Genomic DNA, 16,444 nt, shown 5'->3' with positions numbered 1-16,444 from the left:
AAGGTGAGAATGAATTTGCAACTGGAAATCGAATTTATTTTCGCTTTGGCCCATTCATATCTTTTTCAATCGATTCAAAAAATTCTTCATTTGTTTTTGTATCTTTAATTCTGCGAATAAAATGATCCACAAACTCAGCTGAATCGTTCATCGATTTACGGATCGCCCACAACTTATCAAGATGCTCTTTTGGAATCAATAGTTCTTCTTTTCTTGTACTTGAGCGGCGAATATCAATAGCAGGGAAAATACGGCGTTCTGCTAGCTTACGATCAAGATGAACTTCCATATTCCCTGTTCCTTTAAATTCTTCATATATGACATCATCCATACGTGAACCTGTTTCGACTAATGCAGTTGCTAAAATCGTTAAACTTCCACCCTCTTCAATGTTACGAGCTGCCCCAAAGAAACGTTTTGGACGGTGGAATGCAGCAGGGTCAATCCCCCCTGATAATGTTCTTCCACTTGGAGGGATAACGAGATTATACGCTCTTGCTAATCTCGTAATACTATCCATTAAAATAACAACATCTTTTTTATGCTCAACTAATCGCATCGCTCGCTCTAATACGAGCTCTGTTACTTTAATATGATTTTCTGGAACTTCATCAAAGGTTGAACTTACTACTTCAGCTGGTACTGAACGTTCGATGTCTGTGACTTCCTCTGGACGCTCATCAATGAGAAGTACGATTAACTCCACATGTGGGTGATTTTCCACAATGCTATTTGCCACTTCTTTTAACAATGACGTTTTCCCTGCTTTTGGCGGAGCAACAATTAATCCACGCTGGCCAAAACCAACTGGGGAAACCATGTCAATGATTCGTGAAGAAATTCGTTTTGGTGCTGTTTCAAGCTGGATTTTCTCCTCTGGATATAATGGAGTTAACGCTGGAAAATGTGGTCGCTCTTTTGACGTATCTGGGTCTTCCCCGTTTACTGCTTCGACATGTAATAACCCATGATAGCGTTCATTTTCTTTTGGAGGACGAACTTTCCCAGAAACCTTGTCCCCATTTCGCAAGTCAAAACGGCGAATTTGTGACGCTGAAATATAAATATCTTCAGAGCTTGGCAAATAGTTAATTGGTCGTAGGAAACCAAACCCCTCAGATTGAATAATTTCTAGGACACCTTCCATGAACATAAGGCCATCCTGCTCAGCTTGTCCTTTTAAAATCGCAAAAATCAGCTCTTTTTTATTTAATTTACTGTAATAGGATACTTTGTACTCTCGTGCGAGTTCATAAAGCTCTTTTAGCTTCATATTTTCTAACTCTGCAATGTTTACACCCATTTTGACACCACTCTTTACACATAATTTTTCTATTATTATTTTTCTATCCGAACACACTTTGATTATGAAAGCGATTCACATTTTCACGTTTCCTAATTGGGTTAAAAAGAAAAAGAGTTGGAACGGAAGATTGTCTTGGAAAAGTAGATGATCTTTCTCAAGTGCTGAAGGATAAAAAGAAGTACTTAGGGAAGAAATACTATATTTATAGATATAATAACAGTTTCTATTGTAACCATATTTAATTGTTATATTCAATAAAAATGTCTTAAAATTAAAAAGAAATGCTGATAAACTCCATTGTTTACCAGCATTTCCCTTTTATCGGATAACTAAATCCGGTTTTTTATTCATACTATGTTTTCCATCTACGAATCGTACTGTACCGGATTTTGCACGCATAACTAAAGATTGGGTTGTTGCTCGGCTTCCTTTGTAAAGGACTCCTTTTAACAACTCACCATCTGTCACACCTGTTGCTGCAAAGATAGCATCATCGCCGCGGACAAGATCGTCCATTCGTAATGCTTTTGTAGGGTCTGTAATGCCCATCTTTACACAACGAGCTAACTCAGCTTCGTCTTGTGGTAACAGCTTGCCGATAAGCTCTCCACCCAGGCACTTTAACCCAACTGCTGCTAAAACGCCTTCTGGAGCTCCTCCTGAGCCAAGAAGCATATCAACACCTGTATCTTCAAAAGCTGTATTAATCGCAGCCGCCACATCACCGTCTGGAATTAATTTAATCCGTGCTCCTGCTCGTCTTATATCTTCAATCATTTTTTCATGACGTGGCCGATTTAAAATCGCAACGACGACATCTTCAATATCTTTGTTTTTTGCTTTTGCAACAGCCTTTAAGTTATCAAGAACAGGTGCATCGATATCAACTTTCCCAACAGACTCTGGACCTACTGCAATTTTTTCCATATACATATCAGGGGCATGAAGTAAACAACCATGGTCAGCTACAGCAATTACTGCAAGCGCATTCCATTGACCTGAGGCAACAATATTCGTTCCTTCGAGTGGGTCAACCGCGACATCGACACGTGGCCCATATCCTGTTCCAAGCTTTTCCCCGATATATAACATCGGTGCCTCGTCCATTTCTCCTTCACCAATGACGACAGTCCCTTTCATTGGAATTGTATCAAATACATCTCGCATCGCTTGTGTTGCTGCTTCATCAGCCTCTTCTTTTTTTCCTCTACCCATCCATCTTGCAGACGCTAATGCAGCAGCTTCTGTTACGCGGACTAATTCCATTGATAGACTTCGTTCCATCTTTCTTCCCCCTTACGTTACATTACGAACTTTTTACAGATTCAACTTCTTCGTCCGTTAATTTTTCTCTCCAAACTTTTGCACCTAAGTCTAACAGCTTTTTCTCTAGCGATTCATAACCTCTGTCAATATGCTCTAGGCCTGAGATTTCGGTTACACCTTCTGCTAACAAGCCAGCAATGACTAAGGCCGCACCTGCCCGTAAGTCACTTGCTTTCACTTTTGCCCCTTGTAACTTCGTTGGTCCAGAAATAATAGCAGAGCGCCCTTCAACTTTAACATTCGCACCCATTCGTCTTAATTCATCAATATGTTTAAAACGGGCATTATAAATCGTATCGGTCACAATACTCGTCCCTTTGGATTGTGTTAGTAATGTTGAAAATGGTTGTTGCAAATCTGTTGGAAACCCGGGATAAACAAGTGTTTTAATATCAACCCCTGTTTTGTCGCCTTGGTTATGTATCAATAGTTTGTCATCATACTCTTCGATTTTCACACCCATTTCGCGAAGCTTTGCAATTAGAGACTCAACATGGTACGGTATGACGTTATCGATAATCATTTTTTGACCAATCGCTGCTGCCATAATCATATACGTTCCCGCTTCGATTCGATCTGGGATAATCGTATGTCGACATCCATGAAGTGTTTCTACTCCTTCAATACGAATGACGTTAGTACCCGCACCTTTAATTTTTGCACCCATGCTTGATAATAACGTTGCAACATCAATGATTTCAGGCTCTTTTGCCGCATTTTCAATAATTGTTCTTCCCTTTGCTTTTACTGCAGCAAGCATAATGTTAATCGTTGCCCCAACACTTACGACGTCTAAGTATATTTTTGCACCCCGAAGCTCGTCTGCCCGTAAGTATATCGCACCTTGTTCATTTGTTACTTTAGCACCTAATGCTTCAAACCCTTTTATATGTTGGTCAATCGGTCTTGGCCCTAAATTACATCCGCCAGGTAACCCGATGACGGCTTTTTTGAATTTCCCAAGCATAGCACCCATCATATAATAAGATGCTCGCAATTTTTTTACTCTACCATTAGGAAGAGGCATTGCAATCATGTCACTTGGATCAATAACCATTTCTTGATTGTCTAGTGTTACTTTTCCACCAATTTCAGTTAGAAGTTCACCTAATAATTGAACATCAGAAATTCTCGGTAAATTATCAATTGTTACTGTTGAATCTGCTAATATAGCCGCAGGAATGAGAGCAACTGCACTATTTTTCGCACCGCTAATTTGTACAGTACCCTCAAGTGGGTATCCGCCTTCTATTAATAATTTTTCCATTCTGCTCACTTCCTCTTCCATTCCATCACAAGAAGTAATGTAAATGTGAATAGTTATCCATCATTATAACCAATATTATAAAAGTTTAAATGATAGAACGTAGAAAGTATAACATTATTCGAACGTTTTTTTAAGATTGTTTTTCTTTCAATAATTTCATTTTCAAATCATTCTCTTATAAGGGATAACTTTCCAAAGGAAAACAACTTTCACAAAGCAAATGGAATTTTGTCCTTATTTTTTATTCCAATCTGCTAAAAACTTTTCAATTCCTTGATCCGTAAGTGGATGTTTCACAAGCTGTGTAATGACATTGTATGGGATCGTTGCAATATGGGCACCGCGAGCAGCTGACTCAAATACATGGAGAGGGTGTCTAATCGAAGCAGCAATAATTTCTGTTTGAATCTCATGAACATTGAAAATTTCAGCGATATCTGAAATTAAGTCGAGTCCATTATGGCCGATATCATCCAATCTTCCTAAAAACGGTGATACATATGTAGCTCCAGCTCTAGCCGCTAATAAGGCTTGAACAGCAGAAAATACTAACGTTACATTCGTTTTAATGCCATGTTCAGCAAAATAATGAACCGCTTTCAATCCTTCAATTGTTAAAGGAACTTTCACTGTAATATTATCTGCGATTGAAGCTAGTTGTTTTCCTTCTTCAATCATTCCTTTTGCGTCTAATGCAATCACTTCGGCACTTACTGACCCTTTTACTATAGCTGTAATTTCACGCAAACGTTCATGAAAATCAACGCCTTCTTCTTTTGCAACTAATGAAGGGTTTGTCGTCACTCCAGCTAAAATTCCAATTTCATTTGCTTCACGAATTTCATCAATATTGGCTGTATCAATAAAAAATTTCATTAGGTACACCTCTCCTTAATTATGAGCAAATTTTTTACAAAAGGAAGAGTTAAAAGTACTAGACTTTTAACCCTTTCCCCTTATTATTACGCTTTGTTAGAAGAACCAAATTCACGCATTTTGCCTTTTACTGTTTCTTTAATAGCATCACGAGCTGGTCCTAAGTATTTACGTGGGTCATATTCATTTGGTTTTGCTGCTAACGTTTCACGAACTGCTTTTGCCGAAGAAATCTGGCTTTCAGTGTTAACGTTAATTTTTGCATGACCAAACTCAATGGCTTTCTGGATATCTTTTGTTGGGATTCCTGTTCCACCGTGTAATACTAATGGAATTCCTACTAACTCATCAATTTCTTTCATACGGTCAAACCCTAAGTTCGGTTCACCTTTGTAAGGACCATGAACAGATCCAAGTGCTGGTGCAAAACAATCTACGCCTGTTTCACGAACTAATTGCTCACATTCAGATGGAATCGCATAGGCTGCATCTGCATCGTCTACGATTAAATCATCTTCTTGTCCACCGATACGACCAAGTTCAGCCTCAACTGATACTCCAAGTGTATGAGCAACAGCGACAACTTGCTTTGTAATCGCGATATTTTCTTCAAGCGGGTGGTGAGAACCATCAATCATGACAGATGTAAATCCAGCATGAATCGCTTCCACACATTTCTCAAAGCTTGAACCATGGTCTAAATGGATCGCAACAGGAACAGTAATGTTGTAATCATCCATTAGTGCTTTTACGATTGCAACAACTGTTTTAAATCCTCCCATATAACGTGCTGCACCTTCTGACACACCACAAATTACAGGTGATTTCTCTTCCTCTGCTGCTTGAAGAATAGCTTGTGTAAACTCAAGGTTGTTTAAGTTAAATTGACCCACTGCATAACCTTCTGCTTTTGCTTTTTGTAACATTTCTTTCATTGAAACTAAAGGCATTTTTGTTCCTCCTTTTACAAAAATAACAGATATTATCATCAATAAATGGAAATTGTATCATTCACTTAAAAGATTCCCTAACAAAAACGGAAATATCCTTTTTTCTTTTGTGATATGTATCTCTCCAACTCTACCCATTTTGATGACCATGTTCATTATAGCACAAAGAAACGTAAAAACACTTGAAAATCCTATGAATTCTCATGTTTTTACGTGCAAGCGCTTTCTATCTCTCTGTTTTGCTTATTGTGTTACTTCAAAATTTTCTTTTATGACTTTTCTCACATCGTCTATATCAAACGGTTTCGCAAAATGTGTAATCGCTCCTAAGTTCATTGCTTCATTGATCATATTTAATTCTCCGTAAGCTGTCATCATAATAACTTGGACTTCAGGTTTAATTTCTTTTATTCTGCGTAAAATTTCCAGTCCATCCATACCAGGAATTTTCATGTCAAGTAAGACTAAATCAGGTACTTCCTTTTCTACAATAGTTAATGCTTGTACACCATTTGCTGCTTGAAACATTTTATACCCATCTTTTTGCAAAATCTCATTTAATAAAACACGAATTCCATACTGGTCATCTACTACTAATATCTTTTTCACGTTAGAACCTCTTTTCCATTTTTTGTGTATAATAGGCCATTTTGGCTATGAGCTTGTTTCGTCACACGTAACACTATTCGATGTTATCCTTAGTTTTCCTGCTTTTTCTTCCAATTTTATATTCCTTTTCAGACGAGTAATTTCTCGGTATAATCGACAGAAATGAGAGAAAGAGGTAAAGCTATGTTACAAATTTTCCAAACTCAGTTTATTGGCGTATTAAAACAAATCAAAGATCAAGAAGAAACAATCGAAGAATGTGGCCGTGCTTTGGCCCAAGCCGTTGTTGGGGAAGGCACGATTTATATTATTGCAGACAAAGAAATGACCCCGATTGCTTCTGCAATTGTTCATGCTGACAAAACGAATCAAATGGAAGCTCTTGATAAAGAAAATATCGCTATTATTACACCGGCAGACCGAGTTGTTTATTTTACCTCTTATAGTTCGGCTGGGGATATGGCTATGATTGAATCTTTACTCGAACGTCATATTACCGTTATTGGAATCGCAGGCAAAGACCATCCTGGTATCGATCAGATATGTGACTTTTTTATTAATATGTTTCTTGTTCATGGGCTTGTGCCAACCGATGAGGGAGAACGAATTGGTCAACCTTTTGTTAGTGTTGGTTTGTATGTGTTTGAGCTATTATCTTTGGCATTAACAGATATATTGTCGGAGTATGAAGAATAAAAGGATAAATATGGCCAAATAGATTGTAGAAAATCGTTCGCTCCCAGATTCGGTGAGGGGTGCTGAACTTCACAACGGACATATATTCCGCTATTTCATGAAATATAAGGTGTTTTCATTTGTTATCGGACATACGTTCCGCTATTTGCCCAAATCAACAGAGAATCTTGCTAGTTTTACTGATTTAACGGAACAGATGTCCGATAGCTTGTAATAAACTTCATTTTTTCAGCAATTAGCGGAACCTATGTCCGTTAGAATGAAGATTTCAATTAAGAAAAACGCGGAGCGTCTTTTCTTTCAAGCGAAGTGCGGAGCATTCGCTCTTCTTGAAATAGCTTTCAAAGCTTCACTGCTTATCAAAATTTTTCATATCTTATCTTACAAAAGAGTGCACGACAACATACGAAAGGGAGCGAAAAGAATATTCTTTTCGCTCCCTTCTCTTTTTATTTTTGTTCTTTTAAAGAAGCTTGAATGAAATCACGGAATAACGGTTGTGGTCTTGTTGGTCTCGAGACAAACTCTGGGTGGAACTGTGATGCCACAAAATATGGATGGTCAGCGACTTCGATAATTTCTACAAGTCTGCCATCAGGGCTTGTCCCAGAGAAGATGAATCCTGCTTCTTCCATTTGTTGACGATATTCATTGTTAAATTCATAACGATGACGATGACGCTCGTAAATGACTTGGTCATTGTATGCTTCATGAGCTACCGTCCCTGCTTGTAATTTACATGGGTATAAACCGAGTCGTAATGTTCCTCCCATATCCTCAACATCTTTTTGCTCTGGTAGCAAATCAATAATTGGGTAGTTTGTTTGTGGATTAAGCTCTGCTGAATTCGCGCCTTCTAATCCTAATACATTTCGAGCAAACTCAACGGAAGCTAATTGCATACCAAGGCAGATTCCTAAAAACGGTATTTTTTGTTCACGAGCATATTGAATCGCATGTATTTTCCCTTCAATTCCACGGTCACCAAATCCACCTGGAACAAGTATGCCGTCTACATCTTGAAGCATTTCTTCAACGTTTGCTTTTGTTACTTCTTCAGAATTGATCCATTTAATTTCAATGTCAGCATCAAACGCATATCCTGCATGGCGAAGTGCCTCAGCTACTGATAAATAAGCATCAGGTAATGCGACATATTTTCCAACTAAGCCAATCGTAACTTTTTCCGAAAGATTCTTCACTTTATCAACGAGAGAAATCCACTCGTCCATGTCTGCACCACTGCAGTTTAAATTTAAATATTCACAAACGATACTATCTAGCTTTTGTGCCTGTAAGTCTAACGGCACTTGATATAGTGTGTCTGCATCACGACACTCAATTACGGCGTTTTTGTTAATGTCACAGAACAAAGCAATTTTTTCTTTCATGTCTTGTGGTACTGGCTTTTCTGTTCGGACAACAATGACATTTGGCTGAATTCCAAGACTACGTAGCTCTTTTACACTATGTTGTGTTGGTTTTGATTTCATTTCACCAGCAGCTGATAAATAAGGAATCAGGGTACAATGGATATACATTACATTATTTACACCGATATCGCTTTTAATTTGGCGAATCGCTTCAAGAAATGGCAAACTTTCAATATCTCCAACTGTCCCACCGATTTCAGTAATGACAACATCTGCATTTGTTTCTCTACCTGCACGGAAAACACGTTCTTTAATTTCGTTTGTGACGTGTGGAATAACTTGGACTGTACCACCTAAATAGTCACCACGACGTTCTTTTTTAATAACGGTTGAGTAGATTTTTCCTGTTGTTACATTGCTATTTTGACTTAAATTAATATCGATAAAACGCTCATAGTGACCTAAGTCCAAGTCGGTTTCTGCTCCATCATCTGTTACAAACACTTCTCCATGCTGATAGGGACTCATCGTTCCTGGGTCCACATTAATATATGGGTCAAATTTTTGGATTGTCACTTTTAGCCCACTGTTTTTTAACAAGCGTCCAAGTGAGGCAGCTACTATCCCTTTACCTAAGGAAGACACTACTCCTCCTGTCACGAAAATATACTTCGTTGTCATCTCATCTACCCCTTTTATCCATTAATTTTATCTCTTTCCGCATTCCATGCAACGACCAAATATGTATGGTTTATAGTATACCCTCGTCATATGGGTGCATGTACAATTGGACGATTAAAAAAACAAAAGCAAAAGCGACACCACTCCCTAAATAGGGGGCGCACTTTTGCTTGTACGTTATCTGTTGTTGGCATTTTTTAAAGAAGCCCAAAAATGATTTTACCTATTTCGACATCAAAAGTCAATATGAAGGTTTATAAATCATCCTCTTCTTCAAATTCTTCTTCGTCTTCTAAATCATCCTCTTCGGTGTCTTCTTCACTATCATCAAATCCGTCTAAGTCTTCTTCAAACTCTTCTTGATCCTCTTCACCGGAGATTTCATCGAGTTCATCTTCTAAATCTTCGAACTCATCTTCGTAGTCTTCAAATTCTTCCTCATCCTCAAACTCATCTGCTGCTTTCGCTTTTGCTTTTTTACGAGTTTTCGGTACCACTGTAAAGTCTTCCTCCATCTTTTCAACTGGATACCAGCTTCTAAGACCCCATGTGTTTTCACCAACACAAATAAAACGACCGTCTATATTCAAGTCAGTATACAGAGAAGAGATACGTCTGTTTACTTCTTCTTCTGTCATACCTTTAATGTCCGCAACTTGCTTTAATAAATCATGGTAGGTGAAAGGGTTTTTATTTTCTTTCATAACCGCATATGCAATTTCAACCATTGATGTTTCTGCTAACTCTTCTTTATTAAGATTTTTAATACTAATCACTTCACGCACTTCCTTTCACAATCGTCCGCTGTTTGTCTAAAATCATACTTTTCATTATAAACATATTTCTCTCAATTATGCCAGAATTGTTCAGAATTTCATCTAATATCATTCGTTCTTTCTCTTAAATATTCCTTCTTACATATTCCGACGATATTGACCACCGACTTCATACAAAGCAGCAGTAATTTGTCCAAGGCTTGCTACCTTAACAGTTTCCATCAATTCAGCAAAAACATTACCACCTGACAAAGCGGTTTGTTGTAACTGCTGTAATGCTTGTTGTGCCACATCTTTATGTCGTTCTTGAAAAGCGCGAAGGTGTTTAATTTGTTGTTCTTTTTCCTCTTTTGTTGCTCGAGCTAGCTCAATTGTAAATTCCTCATCTTCTTTGACATTTGGATTAATATACGTATTCACACCAATGATCGGAAGTTCTCCACTATGCTTTTTCATTTCATAATGCATCGATTCTTCTTGAATTTTTCCTCGTTGATATTGGGTTTCCATTGCCCCGAGGACGCCACCACGGTCATTAATTCGCTCAAGCTCTTCTAACACCGCATGTTCTACTAATGCCGTTAACTCTTCAATAATAAATGAGCCTTGCAACGAGTTTTCATTTTTAGCTAACCCTAATTCTTTCGTAATAATCATTTGAATCGCCATCGCACGACGTACCGATTCTTCTGTCGGTGTTGTTATTGCTTCATCATACGCATTTGTATGCAAGGAATTACAGTTATCGTAAATAGCCATTAATGCTTGAAGGGTCGTACGAATATCGTTAAAATCAATTTCTTGAGCATGAAGAGACCGCCCAGAAGTTTGAATATGATATTTCAACTTTTGACTGCGCTCATTAGCCCCATACTTATTACGTAACACCGTAGACCAAATTCGACGTGCTACTCTTCCAATAACAGTGTATTCTGGGTCTAAGCCATTACTAAAGAAGAAAGACAGATTAGGTGCAAAAGCGTCGATATCCATGCCTCGGCTTAAATAATATTCAATATACGTAAAGCCATTTGCTAATGTAAACGCAAGTTGGCTGATTGGATTTGCACCTGCTTCTGCAATATGATAGCCAGATATTGAAACGGAATAATAATTTCTTACCGAATGGTCAATGAAATATTGTTGAATATCACCCATCATCCGAAGCGCAAACTCTGTTGAAAAAATACATGTGTTTTGTCCTTGATCTTCTTTTAAAATATCTGCTTGAACCGTTCCCCGGACAGAAGCCAATGTTTTTTGTTTAATTTGTTCATACTCTTCTGTCGTTGGCTCCTTCCCTGTCTTCTCTTTGAAAAATTCGACTTGTTGTTCAATGGCAGTATTCATAAACATCGCTAGAATGATTGGAGCTGGACCATTAATTGTCATCGATACCGAAGTTGAAGGGGCGCAAAGGTCAAACCCGGCGTATAATTTTTTCATATCATCTAACGTACAAATGCTTACGCCACTTTCTCCAATTTTTCCGTAAATATCTGGACGATAATCTGGATCTTCTCCGTATAGCGTTACTGAATCGAATGCTGTACTTAAGCGCTTTGCTTCATCATCCTTTGATAAATAGTGGAATCGACGGTTTGTCCGTTCTGGTGTCCCTTCCCCTGCAAACTGACGTTTCGGATCTTCACCTTTGCGTTTAAACGGAAAAACACCAGCAGTATATGGAAACACACCAGGTACATTTTCTTCATAGGACCAACGGACGATATCACCCCAGTCTGAATACTTCGGTAGCACTACTTTTGGAATCTTTAATCCAGACAAACTTTCCGTTACAAGCTCTGTTACGATTTCTTTATCTCTAATTTTGGTTGTAAATGATGTTTGCGAATATTTTTCTTTCACGGTTTCCCATTGGTCTAACATTTTCTTTGTTTCCGGATGAAGAGTTGATTCTATATATTGCTTTGTTTTTTCAAGTTGCTCTAGTACATTGGCTTCCGTTTCAACCCCTTGCTGTAACACCTCGATTGTTCCCGTTACTTGAAATAATTTTCTGGCTTTTGTTGCTTCTTCATCTGTATATTTTTTATAGTCTTTAATCGTTTGAGCAATTTCTCTTAAATAGTGTGTCCGATCCGGCGGAATAATGAGATTTTGGACAGTGACCGTTTCATCACTAGGTTTTTCAACTTCCCATTCCACACCACACTTGTCATTCAAAGTTTTAATTAATGCATGAAACAATCGATTTGTTCCACTGTCATTAAATTGGCTGGCGATCGTACCATACACAGGCATCGACTCTAATGGTTCTGTAAATAACATATGACTTCGTTGATATTGTTTTCTTACATGCTGAAGGGCATCTTCAGACCCTTTCCGTTCAAACTTATTAATGACGATTAAATCTGCGTAATCAATCATATCAATTTTTTCTAGTTGAGTTGGGGCTCCGTACTCACTCGTCATGACATACATAGACACGTCCGATACTTCTGTAATTTCAGCATCACCTTGGCCAATCCCACTCGTTTCAACAATGACCAAATCAAAGCCGGCTGCTTTTACAATTTGGATCGCATCTTTTATACTTGCTGAAATCTCTGTTTTTGATCCTCTTGTTGCTAAACTTCTCATAAAAACACGTGGATGATGAATTGCATTCATTCGAATCCGGTCTCCTAGTAACGCTCCCCCGGTTTTTTGTTTAGTCGGGTCTATCGACAAGATCGCAACCGATTTATTCTCAAACTGCATTAAGAATCTCCGAACAAGCTCATCCGTTAATGAACTTTTTCCTGCTCCTCCTGTTCCTGTAATCCCTAGGACAGGGACGTCCTTTGCATATTCGGCTATCTTTTGTAACACATCATTTGCATTTTCTACTTGTTCTATATGAGTGGCGACTTGTTGCTCGGCTAACGAAATTAACCTTGCAATCGCTCTTGTCTTTTGTTCTTTCGCTTCTTCCATTTCTGTTGTTACACTTTTTACTGTTGGAACATCACATTCTTGCAACATTTGATTAATCATGCCTTGAAGCCCATATTGTCGTCCGTCTTCAGGAGAAAAAATACGTGCAATTCCATACTCATGTAGCTCTTTAATTTCGGCAGGGATAATGACACCACCTCCACCACCATATAGACGAATATGACCTGCTCCTTTTTCATGAAGTAGGTCATACATATATTTAAAATATTCGACATGACCTCCTTGATAAGATGAAATCGCAATGCCTTGAACATCCTCTTGTATGGCAGCGCTTACAACTTCTTCAACAGAGCGATTATGTCCTAAATGAATAACCTCTGCTCCACTCGCTTGCAAAATTCTCCTCATAATATTTATCGATGCATCATGACCATCAAATAAACTACTTGCTGTAACAAAACGAACAGGGTGTTTCGGACGGTAGATATCATGTAAATCCATCTTAACTCCTCCTTTATTAAATCGTATTGACAAGAATCTGAACGACCGCTCAGTTTTTGGTTGAAAGCTTATCTATTCTTTAAATTGGTTATTTTTACCTCTTTAATCCAGTTAGAAGAAACTTAAGTTGTAATTGTGTATATTGCTCTAATGTAAATTCTTTTTGCAATGCCCAACGGCGAAACGTCCACATTTGCCCTTTTACTAATATATTATGAGCGAGCATTTTTATTTCTTCATTCGTTAATGCAATTGCATCTTCTTCCACACAATCACGAACGATTTGTTCAATCATATCATTCATTTCCATTTCTTTTTGAAGCACATATTTTAATGCTTCTTTAGGCAAAGATTTTGTTTCTTGGTACATGACAAGAACTTCATCTTCCATTTCGTCAATGACTTTAAAATAAGCAGCAACAGCTTCTTTTAAGCGTTCCACTCCTGATGTATTTGTGCCTAAATATTGCTTTAGTCTGTCTCGTACTTCTTCATAAATTGCATCACAAACAAGGTATAATACATCTTCTTTTGCACCGATGTATTCATATAATGTTCCGATACTAAAACCTGATTGTTTAGCAATTTCTCTTGTTGTCGTTCGATGAAATCCTTTTTCTGTAAAAAGAGAAACGGCCCCTTTAATCATTTGTTCCCGGCGTTTTTTAATTAATTGCTCGTCTTTCACCATAGAAGGAACTTTTTTCTTTTGAATCAACGAAAATTCCTCACTTTCTTGTCAATAGATTCATTTCTAATCACGTGGCTAAAAAGAGGAGAAAGACTCTCCTCTATGCCATTACGTGAACAAAGCAAGTTTGACCTCACCTTAATTCTCTATTGTAACTGAACATATGAAAATCGTGAATGAATTTTTTAGTCAGCTAATAACATTTTTGCAATAACGAGACGTTGAATTTCATTTGTTCCTTCGTAAATTTGGGTGATTTTTGCATCGCGCATATACCGTTCAACTGGATAATCTTTTGTATAGCCATATCCACCAAACACTTGAACTGCTTCCACTGTTACTTCCATCGCTGTATCACCTGCAAGAAGCTTTGACATAGCTGATTCTTTCCCATATGAGAGGCCTTCACTTTCTCTCCATGCTGCTTGATATGTTAATAGTCTTGAAGCTTCAATTTTTGTAGCCATATCTGCTAGCTTAAAGCCAATTCCTTGTTGTTGTCCGATTGATTTTCCAAATTGCTTTCTCTCTTTTGCATATTGAACCGAAGCATCTAACGCTCCTTGCGCAATTCCAACCGCTTGTGCCGCGATTCCATTACGTCCACCATCAAGTGTCATCATCGCGATTTTAAAGCCTTCTCCTTCTTTTCCTAGCATGTTATCTTTTGGAACGCGAACATCTTCAAAAATAATTTCCGTTGTTGGAGACGAGCGAATTCCTAGTTTCTTTTCTTTTTTTCCTACAGAGAAGCCAGGCATATCACTTTCCACAATAAACGCTGTAACACCTTTATGCTTTAACTCTGGGTTCGTTACGGCAAAGACAATATAAATATCCGCAATGCCACCATTTGTAATAAAGATTTTCGAACCATTTAAAATATAGTCGTCACCGTCTAGCTTCGCAGTTGTTTTCATGCTTGCTGCATCAGACCCTGAACCTGGTTCTGTCAGTCCATACGCTCCAATTTTGCGTCCTTCCGCTAATGCACGTAAATACGTTTGCTTTTGTTCTTCTGTTCCAAATTTATATAAAGGCCAGCTTGCTAATGAAATATGAGCAGATAATGTTACCCCTATCGATGCACATACTCGTGATAGCTCTTCCACTGCGATGACATAACTTAAATAATCAGCACCAATCCCACCATATTCTTCTGGCCACGGAATTCCTGTTAAACCAAGTTCTGCCATCTTATCAAAAATTTCACGGTCAAAACGTTCTTCTTCATCTCGTTCTTCTGCTGTTGGTTCTACTTCATTTTTAGCAAAATCTCTGACCATTTTTCTAATCATTTCTTGTTCTTCTGTTAATTGAAAGTTCATAATTGTTCCCCCACTATTCTTGTAATGTTTTCATAATCACTAGCTTTTGAATTTCACTCGTTCCTTCGTAAATCTCGGTTACTTTTGCATCTCGGAAAAAGCGTTCAACAGGATAATCTTTTGTATACCCGTATCCACCATAGATTTGAACCGCCTCTGTTGCTACATCCATCGCAGTTTTTGATGCATATAATTTCGCCATCGCTGCCTCTTGTTTACAAGACTTTCCTTGTTGACGTAAAGATGCCGCCCGATAGGTTAATAGTTTTGCTGCTTCAATAGCAGTCGCCATATTAGCTAGCTTAAATGCAATGCCTTGTTGACTTGCAATGGAGCGACCAAATTGTTTTCGTTCTTTTGCATAGTTTGTGGCTGCTTCTAGAGCCGCTTCGGCAATACCTAATGCTTGAGCCGCAATCCCAATACGACCGACCTCCAAATTAGCCATCGCAATTTTAAAACCTTCCCCTTCTTCTCCTAGGCGGTTTTCAACTGGGACTTTCGCATCTTCAAATAATAACTGTGTCGTATTTGAACCGTGTAACCCCATTTTTCGTTCTTTTTTTCCGACGCTAAAGCCTTCAGTATGTTTATCGACAATAAAAGCTGTAACTCCTTTAGCACCCGCATTTACATCGGTTTTTGCAAAAACAATATACGTATCCGCTTCCCCACCATTTGTAATAAACGCTTTTGTTCCGTTTATTCGATAGTGGTCACCATGTAATACGGCAGTTGTCTTTAATCCCGCAGCATCCGAACCAGCATTCGGTTCTGTTAATCCAAAAGCTCCTAAATATTCACCACTCGCGAGTTTCGTCACATACTTTTGTTTCTGCTCTTCGGTACCGAAATATAAAATTGGGTTTGTGCCTACTGAAGTATGCACCGAAAGAATGACACCGACTGTTGCACTTACTTTCGATAATTCATGAATCGCTAAAATATAGGAAATGAAGTCCATACCAGAACCATTGTATTGTTCTGATATAGGAATTCCCATTAAGCCTAGTTCTCCCATTTCTCTAATTATCTCTTTTGGAAAAACATCAGATTCCTCCATTTTCTCTATAAAGGGAGCGACTTTATCTCTAGCAAAGCTTTGAACCATCTTTTGCATCATGACCTGTTCTTCTGTAAAAAGAAGATTCATTTTTCTCACG

13 protein-coding genes are annotated in these 16,444 nt (G+C 38.1%); 1 reads left to right on the top strand and 12 read right to left on the bottom strand.

Going from position 1 to position 16,444, the window contains the following annotated elements:
• Positions 1-34: 34 nt before the first annotated feature.
• The 6 genes from rho to T323_RS0107825 all read right to left on the bottom strand — a co-directional run bounded on the left by rho (position 35) and on the right by T323_RS0107825 (position 6,334).
• Complete coding sequence (gene rho / locus T323_RS0107850; RefSeq protein ID WP_026672779.1) at positions 35-1,303, bottom strand: transcription termination factor Rho; 1,269 nt, start codon at positions 1,301-1,303, stop codon at positions 35-37.
• A gap of 321 nt (positions 1,304-1,624) precedes the next feature.
• Positions 1,625-2,590 carry a class II fructose-bisphosphatase gene (gene glpX, locus T323_RS0107845; protein ID WP_026672778.1) on the bottom strand — a complete coding sequence of 322 codons (966 nt, stop codon included), beginning with the start codon at positions 2,588-2,590 and terminating at the stop codon, positions 1,625-1,627.
• Between the two features lie 22 nt (positions 2,591-2,612).
• Entirely contained in the window at positions 2,613-3,899 is a 1,287-nt protein-coding gene (murA, locus tag T323_RS0107840; RefSeq protein WP_026672777.1) for a UDP-N-acetylglucosamine 1-carboxyvinyltransferase, read from the bottom strand.
• Between the two features lie 234 nt (positions 3,900-4,133).
• Positions 4,134-4,775, bottom strand: a complete 642-nt coding sequence (gene fsa / locus T323_RS0107835) for a fructose-6-phosphate aldolase (RefSeq protein ID WP_026672776.1) — start codon at positions 4,773-4,775, stop codon at positions 4,134-4,136.
• An 86-nt stretch (positions 4,776-4,861) separates the two neighbouring features.
• Complete coding sequence (locus T323_RS0107830) at positions 4,862-5,725, bottom strand: class II fructose-bisphosphate aldolase (RefSeq protein ID WP_026672775.1); 864 nt, start codon at positions 5,723-5,725, stop codon at positions 4,862-4,864.
• A 243-nt stretch (positions 5,726-5,968) separates the two neighbouring features.
• Entirely contained in the window at positions 5,969-6,334 is a 366-nt protein-coding gene (locus T323_RS0107825; RefSeq protein WP_035178140.1) for a response regulator, read from the bottom strand.
• A gap of 183 nt (positions 6,335-6,517) precedes the next feature.
• Here T323_RS0107825 and T323_RS0107820 point away from each other — a divergent pair, with 183 nt between their 5' ends.
• The gene (locus T323_RS0107820) at positions 6,518-7,030 is read left to right on the top strand and encodes a DUF2529 family protein (RefSeq protein ID WP_026672773.1); all 513 of its coding nucleotides are present in this window, start codon (positions 6,518-6,520) and stop codon (positions 7,028-7,030) included.
• A gap of 449 nt (positions 7,031-7,479) precedes the next feature.
• Here T323_RS0107820 and pyrG read toward each other — a convergent pair whose 3' ends face one another.
• The 6 genes from pyrG to T323_RS0107785 all read right to left on the bottom strand — a co-directional run bounded on the left by pyrG (position 7,480) and on the right by T323_RS0107785 (position 16,434).
• Positions 7,480-9,084, bottom strand: coding sequence for a CTP synthase (gene pyrG / locus T323_RS0107815; protein WP_026672772.1), 1,605 nt, complete (start codon positions 9,082-9,084; stop codon positions 7,480-7,482).
• 254 nt (positions 9,085-9,338) lie between these two features.
• Positions 9,339-9,860, bottom strand: coding sequence for a DNA-directed RNA polymerase subunit delta (gene rpoE, locus T323_RS0107810; RefSeq protein ID WP_308417645.1), 522 nt, complete (start codon positions 9,858-9,860; stop codon positions 9,339-9,341).
• A gap of 138 nt (positions 9,861-9,998) precedes the next feature.
• On the bottom strand, positions 9,999-13,262 hold the full coding sequence (gene icmF / locus T323_RS0107800; RefSeq protein ID WP_026672770.1) for a fused isobutyryl-CoA mutase/GTPase IcmF: 3,264 nt from the start codon (positions 13,260-13,262) through the stop codon (positions 9,999-10,001).
• A 94-nt stretch (positions 13,263-13,356) separates the two neighbouring features.
• Positions 13,357-13,977, bottom strand: a complete 621-nt coding sequence (locus tag T323_RS0107795) for a TetR/AcrR family transcriptional regulator (RefSeq protein ID WP_026672769.1) — start codon at positions 13,975-13,977, stop codon at positions 13,357-13,359.
• A gap of 161 nt (positions 13,978-14,138) precedes the next feature.
• Positions 14,139-15,281 (bottom strand): acyl-CoA dehydrogenase, encoded by a 1,143-nt coding sequence (locus T323_RS0107790; RefSeq protein WP_026672768.1) that lies wholly within the window; start codon positions 15,279-15,281, stop codon positions 14,139-14,141.
• A 13-nt stretch (positions 15,282-15,294) separates the two neighbouring features.
• Positions 15,295-16,434, bottom strand: coding sequence for an acyl-CoA dehydrogenase (locus T323_RS0107785; RefSeq protein ID WP_026672767.1), 1,140 nt, complete (start codon positions 16,432-16,434; stop codon positions 15,295-15,297).
• Positions 16,435-16,444: the final 10 nt, after the last annotated feature.

Source organism: Alkalihalobacillus bogoriensis ATCC BAA-922 (genome assembly GCF_000621445.1).
GTDB lineage: Bacteria > Bacillota > Bacilli > Bacillales > Bacillaceae_F > Bacillus_AO > Bacillus_AO bogoriense.
The sequence above is the reverse complement of the archived record's forward strand: the minus strand, read 5'-3'. Positions and strand labels throughout refer to the sequence as shown.

Excerpts from the sequence above, each read along its gene's own strand:
- T323_RS0107785 (WP_026672767.1), bottom strand. The coding sequence starts at position 16,434 with ATGAATCTTCTTTTTACAGAAGAACAGGTCATGATGCAAAAGATGGTT.
- glpX (WP_026672778.1), bottom strand. The coding sequence starts at position 2,590 with ATGGAACGAAGTCTATCAATGGAATTAGTCCGCGTAACAGAAGCTGCT.
- rho (WP_026672779.1), bottom strand. The coding sequence starts at position 1,303 with ATGGGTGTAAACATTGCAGAGTTAGAAAATATGAAGCTAAAAGAGCTT.
- T323_RS0107820 (WP_026672773.1), top strand. The coding sequence starts at position 6,518 with ATGTTACAAATTTTCCAAACTCAGTTTATTGGCGTATTAAAACAAATC.
- T323_RS0107790 (WP_026672768.1), bottom strand. The coding sequence starts at position 15,281 with ATGAACTTTCAATTAACAGAAGAACAAGAAATGATTAGAAAAATGGTC.
- pyrG (WP_026672772.1), bottom strand. The coding sequence starts at position 9,084 with ATGACAACGAAGTATATTTTCGTGACAGGAGGAGTAGTGTCTTCCTTA.
- icmF (WP_026672770.1), bottom strand. The coding sequence starts at position 13,262 with ATGGATTTACATGATATCTACCGTCCGAAACACCCTGTTCGTTTTGTT.
- fsa (WP_026672776.1), bottom strand. The coding sequence starts at position 4,775 with ATGAAATTTTTTATTGATACAGCCAATATTGATGAAATTCGTGAAGCA.
- murA (WP_026672777.1), bottom strand. The coding sequence starts at position 3,899 with ATGGAAAAATTATTAATAGAAGGCGGATACCCACTTGAGGGTACTGTA.
- T323_RS0107830 (WP_026672775.1), bottom strand. The coding sequence starts at position 5,725 with ATGCCTTTAGTTTCAATGAAAGAAATGTTACAAAAAGCAAAAGCAGAA.